This is a genomic window from Methylobacterium sp. Leaf93 (assembly GCF_001422345.1).
Lineage (GTDB): Bacteria > Pseudomonadota > Alphaproteobacteria > Rhizobiales > Beijerinckiaceae > Methylobacterium > Methylobacterium bullatum.
Genome location: NZ_LMMS01000026.1, coordinates 296,529 through 311,789, shown reverse-complemented (window position 1 = coordinate 311,789; position 15,261 = coordinate 296,529). Strand labels below are relative to the sequence as shown.

The 15,261-nt window shown below is 66.0% G+C and carries 14 protein-coding genes; 11 read left to right on the top strand and 3 right to left on the bottom strand.

Annotated features, from left to right (window positions below; genetic code table 11):
* Positions 1–451: 451 nt before the first annotated feature.
* From ASF26_RS15200 to ASF26_RS15155, 10 genes are all read left to right on the top strand, one after another.
* Positions 452–1,660 (top strand): aminotransferase class V-fold PLP-dependent enzyme, encoded by a 1,209-nt coding sequence (locus tag ASF26_RS15200; protein WP_027172630.1) that lies wholly within the window; start codon positions 452–454, stop codon positions 1,658–1,660.
* A gap of 108 nt (positions 1,661–1,768) precedes the next feature.
* Complete coding sequence (locus tag ASF26_RS15195; protein WP_056255550.1) at positions 1,769–2,707, top strand: D-2-hydroxyacid dehydrogenase; 939 nt, start codon at positions 1,769–1,771, stop codon at positions 2,705–2,707.
* A 231-nt stretch (positions 2,708–2,938) separates the two neighbouring features.
* Positions 2,939–3,802 carry an NADP-dependent methylenetetrahydromethanopterin/methylenetetrahydrofolate dehydrogenase gene (locus ASF26_RS15190; protein ID WP_056255548.1) on the top strand — a complete coding sequence of 288 codons (864 nt, stop codon included), beginning with the start codon at positions 2,939–2,941 and terminating at the stop codon, positions 3,800–3,802.
* 3 nt (positions 3,803–3,805) lie between these two features.
* Positions 3,806–4,447 (top strand): methenyltetrahydrofolate cyclohydrolase, encoded by a 642-nt coding sequence (gene fchA / locus ASF26_RS15185; protein ID WP_056255546.1) that lies wholly within the window; start codon positions 3,806–3,808, stop codon positions 4,445–4,447.
* Positions 4,448–4,627: 180 nt separating this feature from the next.
* A complete protein-coding gene (locus tag ASF26_RS15180) occupies positions 4,628–5,806 on the top strand; it encodes a malate--CoA ligase subunit beta (RefSeq protein WP_018042399.1) in 1,179 nt (392 codons plus the stop codon).
* A gap of 19 nt (positions 5,807–5,825) precedes the next feature.
* Positions 5,826–6,719 carry a succinate--CoA ligase subunit alpha gene (gene sucD / locus ASF26_RS15175; RefSeq protein ID WP_056255543.1) on the top strand — a complete coding sequence of 298 codons (894 nt, stop codon included), beginning with the start codon at positions 5,826–5,828 and terminating at the stop codon, positions 6,717–6,719.
* 212 nt (positions 6,720–6,931) lie between these two features.
* Positions 6,932–9,691: a phosphoenolpyruvate carboxylase gene (locus ASF26_RS15170; protein ID WP_056255540.1), complete on the top strand. Its 2,760-nt coding sequence runs from the start codon at positions 6,932–6,934 to the stop codon at positions 9,689–9,691.
* Positions 9,692–9,822: 131 nt separating this feature from the next.
* Positions 9,823–10,797, top strand: coding sequence for a CoA ester lyase (locus ASF26_RS15165; protein ID WP_056255539.1), 975 nt, complete (start codon positions 9,823–9,825; stop codon positions 10,795–10,797).
* A gap of 192 nt (positions 10,798–10,989) precedes the next feature.
* The gene (locus ASF26_RS15160) at positions 10,990–11,424 is read left to right on the top strand and encodes a heme-binding protein (protein ID WP_056255538.1); all 435 of its coding nucleotides are present in this window, start codon (positions 10,990–10,992) and stop codon (positions 11,422–11,424) included.
* Between the two features lie 111 nt (positions 11,425–11,535).
* Positions 11,536–11,715 (top strand): hypothetical protein, encoded by a 180-nt coding sequence (locus ASF26_RS15155; RefSeq protein ID WP_018042405.1) that lies wholly within the window; start codon positions 11,536–11,538, stop codon positions 11,713–11,715.
* A gap of 25 nt (positions 11,716–11,740) precedes the next feature.
* Here ASF26_RS15155 and ASF26_RS15150 read toward each other — a convergent pair whose 3' ends face one another.
* A complete protein-coding gene (locus tag ASF26_RS15150) occupies positions 11,741–12,256 on the bottom strand; it encodes a hypothetical protein (RefSeq protein ID WP_162240227.1) in 516 nt (171 codons plus the stop codon).
* Positions 12,257–12,417: 161 nt separating this feature from the next.
* Positions 12,418–13,176 carry a molybdopterin-binding protein gene (locus ASF26_RS15145; protein WP_056255535.1) on the bottom strand — a complete coding sequence of 253 codons (759 nt, stop codon included), beginning with the start codon at positions 13,174–13,176 and terminating at the stop codon, positions 12,418–12,420.
* Between the two features lie 136 nt (positions 13,177–13,312).
* Between ASF26_RS15145 and sfsA the strand changes: the two genes are divergently transcribed.
* The gene (gene sfsA, locus ASF26_RS15140; protein ID WP_056255532.1) at positions 13,313–14,041 is read left to right on the top strand and encodes a DNA/RNA nuclease SfsA; all 729 of its coding nucleotides are present in this window, start codon (positions 13,313–13,315) and stop codon (positions 14,039–14,041) included.
* Positions 14,042–14,255: 214 nt separating this feature from the next.
* Here sfsA and ASF26_RS15135 read toward each other — a convergent pair whose 3' ends face one another.
* Positions 14,256–15,194 carry a metallophosphoesterase gene (locus ASF26_RS15135; protein ID WP_056255530.1) on the bottom strand — a complete coding sequence of 313 codons (939 nt, stop codon included), beginning with the start codon at positions 15,192–15,194 and terminating at the stop codon, positions 14,256–14,258.
* Positions 15,195–15,261: the final 67 nt, after the last annotated feature.

The following is a 15,261-nucleotide window of genomic DNA, read 5'->3' as shown; positions in this document are numbered from 1 at the left end:
TGGCGAACCCCGGCATAGTCCCGATCAAGGTGACCCACCGGATCGCACTGGAAAGCGCGTGTCCGGAGCCCATGCGAGGCCAAATCAAGGTTGCCGACGAGGTGAGAAACGACGTCGAAGGCCCTGGGAGTGTGCGGTATTCGCGCGCCCCGGCCAACGGAGAGAGGCTTGATCCAGTCGAAGGCAGTCACATCGAGCGCTACGGAACTCGCAGTCATCGGTGATGGCACGAGGCAGGCCTCGCGCCTTCTGCCGACGATCGTGGACTGTGCCTTCGTCTCCAGACGGACGCGCGGCAGCCGGGCCTACCGGCAGCGCCGCCGTTTCTTTCCCAAAGCTTAGGAACCGTCCCGGCTGCCCATCAGGCCGGATCGCGACCTCGGACCACCGTATTCGATCCCAGCGTCGCACGATGCGTGCGCGCGAACCGAAGAAGAACCGGAGACACAACATGGCGGCAACGAGACGGCCGGGTCGGAACCATCTGTTCGTTCCGGGCCCGACGAACATCCCCGACCGCGTCCAGCGGGCGATGATCGTTCCCTCCGAGGATCACCGTTCGGTGGATTTCCCGACGCTGACCAAGCCCCTGTTCGAAGAGACCAAGGCCGTGTTCGGCTCGACCGAGGGCACGATCTTCCTGTTCCCGGCCTCGGGTACCGGCATCTGGGAATCGGCACTGACCAACACCCTGCATCGCGGCGACACGGTTCTGACCTCGCGCTTCGGCCAGTTCAGCCACCTCTGGATCGACATGGCCCAGCGCCTCGGCCTGAACGTGATCGTTCAGGAAGAAGAGTGGGGCACGGGTGCGAATCCCCAGCGGATCGAGGAGGCGCTGCGCGCCGACACGAACCACGAGATCAAGGCCGTCATGACGGTCCATAACGAGACCGCCACCGGCGTCACCAGCGACATCGGTGCCGTGCGCAAGGCGATCGACGCGGCCGGCCACCCGGCGCTTCTCTTCGTGGACGGCGTGTCCTCGATCGGCTCGCTGCCGTTCTACGCCGACGAGTGGAAGGTCGATTGCGCCATCGCCGGCTCGCAGAAGGGCCTGATGCTCCCCGCTGGCCTCGGCGTGATCTGCGTCAGCCAGAAGGCGCTCAAGGCCGCCGAATCGTCGTCGGGTCCGAACGACCGGCTCGCGCATGTCTACTTCGACTGGGCCGACCACCAGAAGCAGAACGGCGCCGGCTACTTCCCATACACGCCCGCCCTGCCGCTTCTCTACGGCCTGCGCGAGGCGCTCGCCTGCCTGCGGGAAGAAGGTCTCGAGAACGTCTACCACCGCCATGCCGTGCTCGGCGAGGCGACCCGCCAGGCCGTCGCGGCCTGGGGTCTCAAGACCTGCGCCAAGGAAGCCAAGTGGAACTCGGACACGGTGACCGCCATCCTCGTCCCCGAGGGTGTCGACGCCGCCGCGATCATCAAGCACGCCTTCGTGCGCTACAACCTCGCCCTCGGCGCAGGTCTCAGCCAGGTGGCCGGCAAGGTGTTCCGCATCGGCCACGTGGGTGACCTGAACGAGCTCTCGCTTCTCGGCGCCATCGCCGGCGCGGAAATGGCCATGCTCGACAACGGCGTGAAGGTGCAGCCGGGCTCCGGCGTCGCCGCGGCCTCCAGCTACTTGCGCGAAAATCCCCTCGCGAAGTCCTGATTCAAGCTGTTTCCCGGGGCCGGCATCTCGCCGGCCCCGGGGCATCGTCTATAGAAGCGTGTATCGCGTAACGTCGCGCTCGGCGCGGAACGTCGCTTGAGGGTTCCAATGGCGCACAGAATCGTCTTCCTCGATCGTGAATCCCTCGACGCCAAGTTGCGTGAGTTCAATTTCCCGCACGAATATACCGAATACGAATCCACTTGGACGCCGGAGGAGATCGTCGAGCGCCTGAAGGGGGCCGAGATCGCGCTGATCAACAAGGTGCCCATGCGGGCCGAGACGTTGAAGCAATTGCCCGACCTCAAGCTCATCGCCGTGGCCGCCACCGGCACCGACGTCGTCGACAAGGCCGCCGCCAAGGAACTCGGCATCACCGTCGTCAACATCCGTAACTACGCCTTCAACACCGTGCCCGAGCACGTGATCGGCCTGATGTTCGCCCTGCGGCGCGCCATCGTGCCTTACGCGAACTCCGTGCGCCGGGGCGATTGGGCGAAATCCACGCAGTTCTGCTATTTCGACTATCCGATCCACGACATCGCCGGCTCGACGCTGGGCATCGTCGGCTACGGGGCGCTCGGCAAGTCCATCGCCAAGCGGGCGGAAGCGCTCGGCATGAAGGTCATCGCCTACGACGTGTTCCCGCAGGACGGCCTCGTGGATTTCGAGACGATCCTCACCGAATCCGACGTCATCACCCTGCATGCGCCGCTGACGCCGGAGACCCGGAACATGATCGGCGCCGAGCAGCTTGCGAAGATGAAGAAGCACGCCATCCTCATCAACACCGCCCGTGGCGGCCTGGTCGACGAGGAAGCCCTTGCCGAGGCGCTGAAGGCCGGCACGATCGGTGGCGCCGGCTTCGACGTGGTGATGACCGAGCCGCCCAAGAACGGCAACATCCTGTGCGAGCTCGACCTGCCCAACCTCATCGTCACACCGCATGTGGCCTGGGCGAGCAAGGAAGCCATGCAGATCCTGGCCGACCAGCTCGTGGACAACGTCGAGGCCTATGTTGCGGGCAAGCCGCAGAACGTGGTGTGAGGCACGGGCTTCATACCTGAAGAACCGGCTGAGAGACGCCGACGTCCTTACGGGTCCATGAAGCGGAGGCCGGGATCCAAATCGTCGGGCGCCGATCGAGGCTGTGCCGACGAGGTGTTCGGATGGTGAGCTCGCCGACACTCCGGGTTGCCGGAGCACACCATCGCGCGACTCAATGCAGTCTCGCCAATCATATGATAACCGCGCAGCGACGCGGGCAGAGGAAACGACATGACGAAGAAGCTGCTGTTCCAATTCGATACCGATACCGTTCCGAGCGTGTTCGATGTGGTCGTCGGTTATGACGGCGGGGCCGATCGCATCACCGGCTACGGCAACGTGACGCCCGACAATGTCGGTGCGCTAGTGGACGGCACGATCTACACCCGCGGCGGTTCCGAGAAGAAGTCCACGGCGATCTTCGTCGGCGGCGGCAGCATGGCGGCCGGCGAGGCGGTGTTCGAGGCCGTGAAGAAGCGTTTCTTCGGCCCCTTCCGCGTGTCGATCATGCTCGATTCGAACGGCTCGAACACCACCGCCGCCGCTGGCGTCGCACTGGTTCAGAAGGCCGCTGGATCGCTCCAGGGCAAGAAGGCCGTCGTGCTCGCCGGCACCGGCCCGGTGGGTATGCGCTCGGCCGCGCTCCTCGCGCAGGAGGGTGCCACCGTCGTCCTCTGCGGTCGTTCGCTGGACAAGGCCCAGGCCGCCGCCGATGCCATCAACAAGCGCTTCAACGTCCAGATCAGCGCCGCCGCGACGCCGGATGCCGCTTCGCGCGCCGCCATCGTCAAGGGCCAGAACCTCGTTTTCTCGGCAGGCGCCATCGGACTTGAGCTTCTCGCCGAAGCCGACTGGAAGGACGAGGCCAGCATCGAGTTCATCGCCGATTACAATGCCCAGCCGCCGCTCGGCTTCGGCGGCATCGATGCCATGGACAAGGGCAAGGAGCGCCACGGCAAGAAGGTGTTCGGCGCCCTCGGCATCGGCGGCCTGAAGCTGAAGCTGCACCGCGCCTGCGTCGGCCAGCTCTTCGACAGTGCCGAGAAGGTGTTCGACGCCGAGGAGATCTATGCCCTCGCCAAGACGATGGCCTGACCCATGAGCGAGAAGACGTCACCGGCCCACGAAACCATCCAGAGCTTCCTCGACGGGCTCGCAAGCTCGGCACCGACCCCCGGAGGCGGCGGAGCCGCCGCCATCTCCGGTGCCATGGGCGCCGCGCTCCTCAGCATGGTGTGCAACCTCACCATCGGAAAGAAGAAGTACGTCGAGGTCGAGGGCGAGCTCAAGGAGATCCTCGGCAAGTCTGAAGCGCTCCGGGCCGAACTCACCGGCATGATCGCGGACGATGTCGAGGCTTTCGACGCGGTGATGGGAGCTTACGGCCTGCCGAAGGTTACCGACGAGGAGAAGGCGGCCCGTGCCGCCAGGATCCAGGAGGCCCTCAAGGTCGCCACCGACGTGCCCCTCGCCTGCTGCCGTGCCTGCCGCGAGGTCATCGACCTCGCCGAGGCCGTGGCCGACAAGGGCAACCTCAACGTCATCTCCGATGCGGGTGTCGCGGTTCTCTCCGCTCATGCCGGCCTGCGCAGCGCCGCGCTCAACGTCTATGTCAACGCCAAGGGCCTGGACGATCGCGGATTTGCCGATGAGCGCCTGAAACAACTCGAAGAGTTGCTCAGGCCGGCAGGACCATTGAACGAGAAGATCTACGAGGTCGTGAAGGCCAAGGTGAACTAAGACCAACGAAGGGCCGGCGAGAACCAACTCAGCCGGCCTTTTCGTCTAAAAAATACATTCCGGCCGCTGTTAAAGGCGGAGTGAAAGAGAATGTAAAAAAATATTACAGCAGAAGCTCTTTCCGTGAAGTGAAATTTACGAGAGTGTCTGTCCCAGGGAAAAACGCCGAGGAGAACGCACATGGACGTGCATGAGTATCAAGCCAAGGAGCTGCTCGCCGGGTTCGGCGTCGCGGTTCCCAAGGGCGCGGTGGCCTTCAGCCCCGACCAGGCGGTCTATGCCGCCACCGAGCTCGGTGGCTCGTTCTGGGCGGTGAAAGCCCAGATCCATGCCGGTGCGCGCGGCAAGGCCGGCGGCATCAAGCTGTGCCGGACCTACAACGAGGTCCGCGACGCGGCCAAAGACCTCCTCGGCAAGCGCCTCGTGACCCTCCAGACCGGCCCCGAGGGCAAGCCGGTTCAGCGCGTCTACATCGAGACCGCCGATCCATTCGAGCGCGAACTCTATCTCGGTTACGTCCTCGACCGTAAGGCCGAGCGCGTCCGCGTCATCGCCTCGCAGCGCGGCGGCATGGATATCGAAGAGATCGCCGCCAACGAGCCCGAGGCCCTGATCCAGGTGGTGGTCGAGCCGGCCGTCGGACTGCAGCAGTTCCAGGCCCGCGAGATCGCGTTCCAGCTCGGCCTGAACATCAAGCAGGTCTCGGCGGCCGTGAAGACGATCATGAACGCGTACCGGGCGTTCCGTGATTGCGACGGCACCATGCTGGAAATCAACCCTCTCGTCGTCACTAAGGACGACCGCGTCCTGGCGCTCGACGCCAAGATGTCCTTCGACGACAACGCCATGTTCCGCCGGCGCAACATTGCCGACATGCACGATCCCTCGCAGGGCGACCCGCGCGAGGCCCAGGCCGCCGAACACAATCTCAGCTATATCGGCCTCGACGGCGAGATCGGCTGCATCGTCAACGGCGCAGGATTGGCGATGGCCACCATGGACATGATCAAGCATGCGGGCGGCGAGCCGGCGAACTTCCTCGATGTCGGCGGCGGCGCCAGCCCCGACCGCGTGGCGACGGCCTTCCGGCTCGTCCTCTCGGACCGCAACGTCAAGGCGATCCTCGTCAACATCTTCGCCGGCATCAACCGCTGCGATTGGGTCGCCCAGGGCGTGATTCAGGCGGCGAAGGAAGTGAAGATCGACGTGCCGCTCATCGTCCGGCTCGCAGGAACGAATGTCGAGGCGGGCAAGAAGATCCTGGCCGAGAGCGGCCTCGACCTCATCACCGCCGACAGCCTGTCGGATGCCGCCACCAAGGCCGTCGCGGCCTGCGACGCCGCCAAGCGCAACCACTGAGACGAGGGGAGGATACGTCATGAGCATTCTGATCGACGAGAAGACCCCGATCATCGTCCAGGGCATCACCGGCGATAAGGGTACGTTCCACGCCAAGGAGATGATCGAGTACGGCTCGAACATCGTCGGCGGCGTCACACCGGGCAAGGGCGGCAAGACCCATCTCGGCGTGCCGGTGTTCAACACCGTCAAGGAGGCCGTAGAGGCCACCGGAGCCACCACCTCGATCACCTTCGTCGCCCCGCCCTTCGCGGCCGACGCGATCATGGAAGGGGCCGATGCCGGCCTCGCGCTGATCTGCTCGATCACCGACGGCATCCCGGCCCAGGACATGATGCGGGTGAAGCGGTATCTGCGCCGCTACCCCAAGGACAAGCGCACCATGGTGGTGGGCCCGAACTGCGCCGGCATCATCTCGCCCGGCAAGTCGATGCTCGGCATCATGCCTGGCCACATCTACCTCAAGGGCAATGTCGGCGTGATCTCGCGCTCGGGCACCCTCGGCTACGAGGCGGCGGCGCAGATGCAGGAGAAGGGTATCGGCATCACCACCTCGGTGGGCATCGGCGGTGACCCGATCAACGGGTCGTCCTTCCTCGACCATCTCGCTCTGTTCGAGCAGGACCCCGACACCAAGGCCGTGCTGATGATCGGCGAGATCGGCGGTCCGCAGGAGGCCGAGGCCTCCGCCTGGATCAAGGAGAACATGTCGAAGCCCGTCATCGGCTTCGTCGCCGGTCTCACTGCTCCGAAGGGTCGCCGCATGGGCCATGCCGGCGCCATCATCTCCGCCACCGGCGACAGTGCCGCCGAGAAGGCCGAGATCATGCGGTCCTATGGCCTGACCGTGGCCCCCAGCCCCGGCGATTTCGGGTCCACGGTCGAGCAGGTGATGCGCAAACTCGCTGCCTGAATCGCGCAAACCCTCCCCCTCAGCGGGGGAGGGTGGTCGCGGAGCGACAGGGAAAGGGGCAGCGCCGCCCGGCCGCCGACGGACCCAGCCGCAGAAACCACCCCTTGATCGCCCCGACGCTGCGTTCCATGCTGTTGGGGCGGCCGCTTCATCACCGTTGCCCGCGCGTCCCCGGCGGCCATCGGCTCAACTCTGTTCGAGGTGGCCATCCGATGACCGATACCCTCCACGCCCCGGTCGGAACCCTTGACCATCCCTTCGCGCCGCCGGTCATCACCGGTACGTCGTCGAAGGAGGCGGTCGACATCCTGTTCCACGCCCTGCTCGAAGTCGCCCGCCGGCATGAGCCGGAACTGGAGGCCGTTCTTCTGGGCCAAGCCAACATCTCGGAATTCTCGCCCGAGCTTCTCGCCCGTGCCCTCCAGGTGCAGGGCATCTGGTTCCAGCTGCTCTCCATCGCCGAGCAGAACGCCGCCATGCGCCGGCGCCGGCACCTGGAACGCACGAAGGGACGTGCGGAGCTCGGCGGCAGCTTCAGCGCGGTCCTGGCGGAAGCGGTGAAGAACGGCATCAAAGCGCCCGAGATTCACGCCCTGCTGAAGGATCTGCGCATCCGCCCGACGATCACGGCGCATCCTACCGAGGGCAAGCGCGTGACGGTGTTGGAGAAGTTCCGCCGCATCTACCTCGTCCTGCGCGAGCTCGAATTGCCGCGCTGGACCGAGCGCGAGCGCAACGGCCTGATGAACGAGCTGCGCGACCAGATCGAGCTCGTCTGGATGACCGGCGAACTCCATCTGGAAAAGGCCACCGTGGAGCGCGAGGTCGCCTGGGGCCTGCACTTCTTCGACGAGACTTTGTTCGAGATGCTCCCCGAGGTGCTTTACTCGCTCGAGGAATCGCTCGCCGAATATTACCCGGACGAAAAGTTCGAGGTGCCGGCTTTCTTCCAGTTCGGCTCCTGGATCGGCGGCGACCGGGACGGCAATCCCTACGTCACCTCGTCGGTGACCCGTGCCACGCTCCAGCGCAACGCGCTGGCCTCCCTGCGGCGCTACCGCGACGGGGTCACGGCGCTTGGCCGCACGCTTTCCCTCACCGAGCGCTCGCTGCCTGTGCCGGCGACGTTCAAGTCCGAACTCGCGCAGCTTCTCGCGGAGAGCGGCGACGGCCGCGCCATCGCCAGCCGCAATCCGGGCGAGGCCTATCGCCAGTTCCTCACCTGCATCCTGCGCAAGCTCGAAGCCACCATCGCGCGCAACAAGGGGCAGCGCACGAGCGGCCCCGACTATCCGAGCGCCGACGGCCTCATCAACGATCTGCGCCACCTCGAAGCCGGCCTCAGCGACGCGAATTGCCCGTCGCTGGCCATCGACCTCGTCCGGCCGGTGCGTCGCATGGTCGAGATCTTCCGCTTCTCCACCGTGCGCCTCGACCTGCGCGAGAACACCACGCGCACCACGAAGACGCTCCACGCCCTGTGGCAGCAGAGCCACGGCCAGAACAAGACGCCGCCCGCCCTCGAATCCCCAGAGTGGAAGAACTGGCTGCTCTCCGAACTGGCGAAGCCGATGCACGGGGAGCGCTCGTTCGAGAACCTGCCCGACGATGCCCGCGAGACGCTCGAGACGTTCGCGCTCGTCGGCGAGATGCGCGAGCAGCTCGACCGCGAGGCTTTCGGCTCGTTCATCCTGTCGATGACCCGTTCGGTCCCCGACATTCTCGGCGCCTATCTCCTCGCCAAGGAAGCCGGCAACTTCCTCGATGCCGCCGGCACCGAGATCTGCTGCCTGCCGATCGTGCCCCTGTTCGAGACCATCGACGACCTGCGCGCCGCGCCCGCCATCATGAAGGAGCTGTTCTCGATTCCCGTCGTGCGCCGCTCCACTCGCTGGCAAGGCGGGATGCAGGAGGTGATGATCGGCTACTCGGATTCGAATAAGGATGGCGGCTTCGTCGCCTCGAACTGGGAATTGTACAAGGCGCAGGACAAGCTGACCCAGCTCGGCAAGTCGTCGGGCGTGCCGATCGCCTTCTTCCACGGTCGCGGCGGTTCGGTGAGCCGTGGCGGGGCGCCGACTGCCCGGGCCATCGCCGCCCAGCCGCCAGGATCGATCAACGGCCGCTTCCGCACCACCGAGCAGGGAGAAGTCGTCTCCTTCAAATACGCCAACCGCGGCACCGCGGCTTATCAGATGGAGCTCCTGGCCTCGTCGGTGTTCGACCACGCGCTGAAATCGGAGCGCGAGGTGGCCAACATCCCGCGTAATGAGTTCGACGACACGCTGGAAGCGCTGTCGGGCGCCTCGCGCGCGGCCTACGTCAACCTGATCCAGCACCCCGATCTCGTGACCTATTTCCAGGCCGCGAGCCCCCTCGACGAGATCGCGCTCCTCAACATCGGCTCGCGCCCGGCGCGGCGCTTCGGCGCCCGCTCTCTAGCGGATCTGCGCGCAATTCCCTGGGTCTTCGCCTGGTCGCAGAACCGTCACGTCATTACCGGCTGGTACGGCGTCGGCTCCGGCCTGAAGAGTTTCCTCGACGTGCGCGGGGCGCAGGGCGAAGCGCAGCTGAAGCGGCTCTTTGCCGAATCGAAGCCGTTCCGCCTCATCCTCGACGAGGTCGAGAAGACACTGCTGATGGTCGATCTGGCTATCGCGAAGGACTATGCCGGTCTCGTGCCCGACGAGGCCGCCCGCAACAGCATCTTCCCACTGATCGAGGCCGAGTACGATCTGACTCGAGAGATGGCCCTGCGTGTCAGCGGCGACCGCGAACTGGCCGAGCGCTACCCGCAGTTCCGGGACCGCCTCAACGGCCGGCTGCCAACGATCAATCAGGTCAGCCGCGAGCAGGTGGAGCTGCTCCGCCGCTTCCGGGGCGAGGAAGACGAGGACAAACGCGAGGCGGTGAAATCCGCGTTGCTGCTGTCGATCAACTGCATCGCCGTCGGCTTCGGCGCGACGGGCTGAGGCATTTGTAAGGATACCGAGGGTCGGAAACGGCCCTGGGGCTGGCGCGCGAGCGCCCCACGACCGGTATGGTGGACCGCGTCTTGCGGCCTCACCACCCACAACGAAACCAAACAAGGAAGGATTTCCCGATGAGCTTTACCCTGATCCAGCAGGCCACCCCGCGCCTGCACCGCTCGGAACTCGCCGTTCCCGGCTCCAACCCGACCTTCATGGAGAAGTCCGCCTCCTCGAAGGCCGACGTGATCTTCCTCGACCTCGAAGATGCCGTCGCTCCCGACGACAAGGAGCAGGCCCGCAAGAACATCATCCAGGCGCTCAACGACCTGGATTGGGGCACCAAGACCATGATGATCCGCATCAACGGTCTCGACACCCACTACATGTACCGCGACGTGGTCGACATCGTCGAAGCCTGTCCGCGTCTCGACATGATCCTGATCCCCAAGGTCGGCGTGCCGGCCGACGTCTACGCCATCGACGTGCTGACGACCCAGATCGAGCAGGCCAAGAAGCGCGAGAAGAAGATCGGCTTCGAGGTGCTGATCGAGACCGCTCTGGGTATGGCCAACGTGGAGGCGATCGCCACCTCGTCGAAGCGCCTGGAAGCCATGTCCTTCGGTGTGGCCGACTACGCCGCCTCGACCCGCGCCCGTTCCACCGTCATCGGCGGTGTGAACAAGGACTTCTCGGTGCTCACCGACAAGGACGAGGCCGGCAAGCGCGAGACCCATTGGCAGGATCCCTGGCTGTTCGCCCAGAACCGCATGCTGATCGCCTGCCGCGCCTACGGCCTGCGTCCGATCGACGGTCCGTTCGGCGACTTCTCCGATCCGGACGGCTACACCTCCGCCGCCCGCCGCTGCGCCGCTCTCGGCTTCGAGGGCAAGTGGGCGATCCACCCCTCGCAGATCGATCTCGCCAACGAGGTGTTCACCCCCTCGGAAGCCGAAGTCACCAAGGCCCGCCGCATCCTCGAAGCCATGGAAGAAGCCGCCAAGGCCGGCAAGGGCGCCGTCTCGCTGGACGGCCGCCTCATCGACATCGCCTCGATCCGCATGGCCGAGGCGCTGATCGAGAAGGCCAACGCGATGTCTGCCAGCTGATCCGCTCGCTTCGTAGACCTCGCTTGGCAGGACGGCCGCTTCCGAAAGGGGCGGCCGTCCTCGCTTTAAGCCCAGAATGTCCTATCGTTCACGGTGTGTCGCCGTGAGAACAGGCGCCGGGGCCACTCGCTTCCGCTACGCGAAGACGGCCACACGGCTCCGATCTCGTCGACCGACAAGGGAGAAACCATCATGCATGTGACCATCGAAGACGCCCACAAGGCCATCGAGGCCGCCCGCGCCAAGGCGGTGGAGCTCGACACCCAGATGTGTATCGCCGTTGTCGATTCCGGCGGCAACCTCAAAGCGTTCTACCGCATGGACGGGGCCTGGGTCGGTTCCATCGACATCGCCCAGAAGAAGGCCAAGACCTCCGTGTTCTTCGGCATGATGACGGGGCAGATCGGCCAGCTGTCGCAGCCGGGCGGCCCGCTCTTCGGCATCGAGCATTCCAACGAGGGCCTCATCACCTTCCCCGGCGGCATCCCGATCGTCGACAAGGACGGCGAGATGTCCGGCGCCATCGGCGTCAGCGGCTCCAGCGTGGAGAACGACCACGCCGTGGCTCTCGCCGGGGCCAGCACGGTCGGCGCCACCGCGCTGCCCGCGCATCCCTGGCGGACGTAAGACCGCGTGACGGACACGGTTCATTGGGTGCGCCGCACCCGATGAACACCGTCGGTTAAGCATGCGGGTCCTATCACGGTCCCACCACCCCGAGCCGTGACAGGAGCGCCGATGACCCGGGACCAACTCGCCGCCGAACTGAAGCGCATGGCCACAGCGCAGGTCGCCGACATCGAGCGTGCGGTCAAGGACGGCCACCGGACCATCGCCCTCAACGAACTGGCGGATCTGAACCGCCAGCTCAAGGCGCTGGCCGCAGCCGTGAAGGCCCGGCCCGTCGTACGGGCCTGATACCTCAAAGCCCGATGCGACTGCCTCAGTAGCGCGGGCCGCGTCCGCGCTCTTCCAACGGCGGCTCGTCGGACAGGCGCTCGTCGCCGGCGAGCCCGTCCGCTGGGCGCTCTTCCAGGCGATCTTCCCCGTGATCGGCTCCCCGCCCGGGGCGAGTTTCATCCGCGAAAGGAAGGTCGCGAGGCGGCAGCGGGGGCCGGCGCAATGGCCTCACCTCGCCGTATCCGCGATCCGGCTCGTGCCGGAAGCGGTCCGAACGCTCCTCACAGATCGTCACCCGCTTCACGATCTCTTCCCCGTCGGGCGTGATCCGGCGCCGGACCACGACCCGGCACGGCTCGATGAGCCGCGCCGCCCCGCGCTCGGGGCCGAACTCCTCGACCGAGGGCGGGAGCCGCCGCTCGGCGGGGAAATCGCGCGGCGGTCCATAAGGATCGGGGAAATCGGCGGCGAGGGCGGGTACGCTGCCGAGGCCGAGGACCACGAATCCGGACAGGATCGACGGCATACGAAGCCTAGCGAGGAGTGATAGCGGTTTCACGGGCACGGAACGTCTCCGGAGAGAGGACCGCTCCCGTCATGGGGTTGCGGCACGGGATCATCCTGCCATCGAGCCGCTGAACCGAAGCGTACGCGACCGGTCGGGCAGTATTCATCTCCGTGCGCGCGGTCTCGGTGCCGGCGGTCCCCACCCCGATACGGTCATGCCTTGCCGGCGGCGGCCTTCAATTGCGCCACGAGGTCGGCGATCTCGACCCGGGCTCGGGCCACCGCATCCGAATCCTTGCCGCGCACAACGATCCGATTGGCGAAACCCTGCTGCGTCATCGAAGGATAGGAGCCGATGGAGACGCCGGGATGGGCCTTCGCGATCTCACCCAGGCCCGATGCATAATTGCCTTCGGGCAGGTTTCCGGCTTCGATCGTCTCCGACAGGACGCGCGCTCCCGTCTCGAGGGTGGGGCCGATCTCATCCAGCATGGCCTGCATGATCGCCGGCACACCGGCCATGACGAAGACGTTGCCGATGCGAAAGCCAGGCGCCTTGGAAATCGGGTTGGCGATGAGATCGGCACCGGCCGGAATACGCGCCATGCGGAGCCGGGCCTCGTTGAGGTCTTCCGGCTTGTGCCGCTCGAGCAGCATGGCCTTCGCTCGTGGATCGACATCGATGGTCACGCCGAAGGCGGCCGCCACGCAATCGGCAGTGATGTCGTCATGGGTGGGACCGATGCCCCCGGTGGTGAAGAGATAGGTGTAGCGGGTCCGCAATGCGTTCACCGCATCGACGATCTCTGAGGCCTCGTCGGGGACGATGCGGACCTGCCGTAAATCGATGCCGATGGCCGTGCAGTAATCGGCAATGGTGCCGATATTCTTGTCCTTGGTCCGCCCAGACAGAATCTCGTCGCCGATGACGAGGATCGCGGCGGTGATGGGGGAGGGAGCGGGGTCTGTCATCGGAATCCGTGGCGGTCGCGAGGTGATGGACCACGACGTAGCGCGGCGATGCCCACCTGACCATGGCGGCTCCCTGGTCCGGCCGGCAGGCTGCTGATAGGGGCGGGGCACCCGCTCGGATGTGGAGTTTCACCAAATGAAGTTCGCAGCGCCGCTGATCGAGGGCCGGCTCGTCCGGCGCTACAAGCGGTTCCTCGCCGATATCGAGCTGGCGGATGGCAGCCTCGTCACCGCGCATTGCGCCAATCCGGGCACCATGCTCGGCCTCGTCGTGCCCGGATCGCGCGTCCTGCTCTCCGCCTCAACCAACCCTGCGCGCAAGCTCGGCTTTTCATGGGAACTGGTGGAGGCGGACCTCCCCGGCGGTCCGCAATGGGTGGGCATCAACACCCTACGGCCCAATGCCCTCGTCGCCGAGGCCTTCGCCGAGGGGAGTCTCCCGCCGTTGGCGGGATACGGTTCGCTGCGTCCGGAGGTGCGCTACGGCCGTGCCAGCCGGGTCGATTTCCTGGCCACGGGCGAGGGCGTGCCGCCCTGCCACGTGGAGGTGAAGAATTGTCACCTCTTGCGCCAGCCGGGCCTCGCCGAGTTTCCCGATTGCGTCGCCGCCCGCAGCGCGCGGCACATGGACGACCTGACGGAGGTCGTCGCCCAGGGCGGCCGGGCGATGCTGATCATCGTGGTGCAGATGCGGGCCGAGCGGTTCGACGTGGCGCGGGACCTCGATCCGGCCTTCGACCGGGCCTTTGCCAGGGCGGCGGCGGGCGGGGTCGAGATCCATGCCCATCGCTGCCGCATCGATCCGACCGGGATCACCATCGCCGACGCGATCCCGGTCGTGTCACCCAATCGCGCGGGTACCTGAGGCACCCTAGCCGACGTCGCGCGATTTCATGGCGCGTGCGGCCGAATCCGTGGCATGCTCGTGTCCCGACGACGCAAGGAGACGAACATGGCGACTGAAAAACCACGCGGTGGCCGCGAAGCGAAGAAGCCGAAAAAGCCCGTCGTCAAGACTATCGCCGCGGCCCCCTCGACCAAGGGCACCGTGAGCATCGGCGCCAAGAAGTAGCGCTCCGTCAGGCGGGCGGCGCTGCCTCGACCGACGTCGGCGGCGCCACGCTCCCGAGTTCGAGAAGGACGATTTCCGGCGGCACCCCGATCCGGATCGGGACACGGCTGACGCCGAAGCCGCCGGAGACGATCATATGCCGTCCGCCGACGACGACATGGCCGTAGGTCAGATCTTTGCCGCGCGCGAATGGGCTCAGCGGCGACAGGCCGAAGATCCGAACTTGGCCACCATGCGTATGCCCGGACAGGGTCAGCGAGACACGCCCCGGAACGGTAGGAAAGATGTAGGGCTCGTGCGCCATAAGGAGGATCGGAGCCTCGTCGGTCACCTGCGCCAGGGTGCCGGGCAGATCGTCGCGGCCGCGCCGATCGCCCCGCGGCAGGAACGGCTCCTGATCTCCGAGCCCGGCAATCCAGAATGGGCGACCGTCCTTCTCCAGCCTGCGAACCGTATTCTCCATTACTGGAATGCCGCGTGCCTCCAGCGCGCGTTGCGACTCCACAGGCCCGCGCCGTCTCGCCTGCGCGACTTCGTCATCCCACCAATCATGGTTGCCGAGGACGGCATGGACACCGAGCGGGGCTCGCAGGCCTCCGATCACCCGTGCAAACTCGACGAGCGGCACCTTGCGCGTGGTCACGCTGGGGCCGGATGGATAGTCACCCAGAAGCAGGATGAAATCGGGTTCGAGCCGGTTCGTCGCATCGACGATCTCGGCGATGCGGTCGAGCGGCATGGTTGGCTCGCCCACGTGGAAATCCGCGAGGACGGCGACTCGTAGCGTCAACCCCTCTGTCCAGCCTGGGAGAGAGGGAGCGTAGCGCGTCACCACAAGTCGATGGCGTGGCTCGATTACGAAGCCATAAGCGCCCGTGGCGGCCACGAGGCTCGTACTCGCACCGATCCCGGTCAGGAACTGCCGTCTCGTCGGCAGGATCAACATGTCATCCCCCTCGACCGCAGAGCCGATGCGGCTTCATCGCCCTGGGATCACGAAACCGGTGTAGCCA

What these genes read in the sequence shown, in the direction of transcription:
- ASF26_RS15200 (WP_027172630.1), top strand. Translation starts at nt 452, where the DNA reads ATGGCGGCAACGAGACGGCCGGGTCGGAACCATCTGTTCGTTCCGGGC.
- ASF26_RS15195 (WP_056255550.1), top strand. Translation starts at nt 1,769, where the DNA reads ATGGCGCACAGAATCGTCTTCCTCGATCGTGAATCCCTCGACGCCAAG.
- ASF26_RS15155 (WP_018042405.1), top strand. Translation starts at nt 11,536, where the DNA reads ATGACCCGGGACCAACTCGCCGCCGAACTGAAGCGCATGGCCACAGCG.
- sfsA (WP_056255532.1), top strand. Translation starts at nt 13,313, where the DNA reads ATGAAGTTCGCAGCGCCGCTGATCGAGGGCCGGCTCGTCCGGCGCTAC.
- ASF26_RS15190 (WP_056255548.1), top strand. Translation starts at nt 2,939, where the DNA reads ATGACGAAGAAGCTGCTGTTCCAATTCGATACCGATACCGTTCCGAGC.
- ASF26_RS15180 (WP_018042399.1), top strand. Translation starts at nt 4,628, where the DNA reads ATGGACGTGCATGAGTATCAAGCCAAGGAGCTGCTCGCCGGGTTCGGC.
- ASF26_RS15135 (WP_056255530.1), bottom strand. Translation starts at nt 15,194, where the DNA reads ATGTTGATCCTGCCGACGAGACGGCAGTTCCTGACCGGGATCGGTGCG.
- ASF26_RS15165 (WP_056255539.1), top strand. Translation starts at nt 9,823, where the DNA reads ATGAGCTTTACCCTGATCCAGCAGGCCACCCCGCGCCTGCACCGCTCG.
- ASF26_RS15145 (WP_056255535.1), bottom strand. Translation starts at nt 13,176, where the DNA reads ATGACAGACCCCGCTCCCTCCCCCATCACCGCCGCGATCCTCGTCATC.
- fchA (WP_056255546.1), top strand. Translation starts at nt 3,806, where the DNA reads ATGAGCGAGAAGACGTCACCGGCCCACGAAACCATCCAGAGCTTCCTC.
- sucD (WP_056255543.1), top strand. Translation starts at nt 5,826, where the DNA reads ATGAGCATTCTGATCGACGAGAAGACCCCGATCATCGTCCAGGGCATC.
- ASF26_RS15170 (WP_056255540.1), top strand. Translation starts at nt 6,932, where the DNA reads ATGACCGATACCCTCCACGCCCCGGTCGGAACCCTTGACCATCCCTTC.
- ASF26_RS15160 (WP_056255538.1), top strand. Translation starts at nt 10,990, where the DNA reads ATGCATGTGACCATCGAAGACGCCCACAAGGCCATCGAGGCCGCCCGC.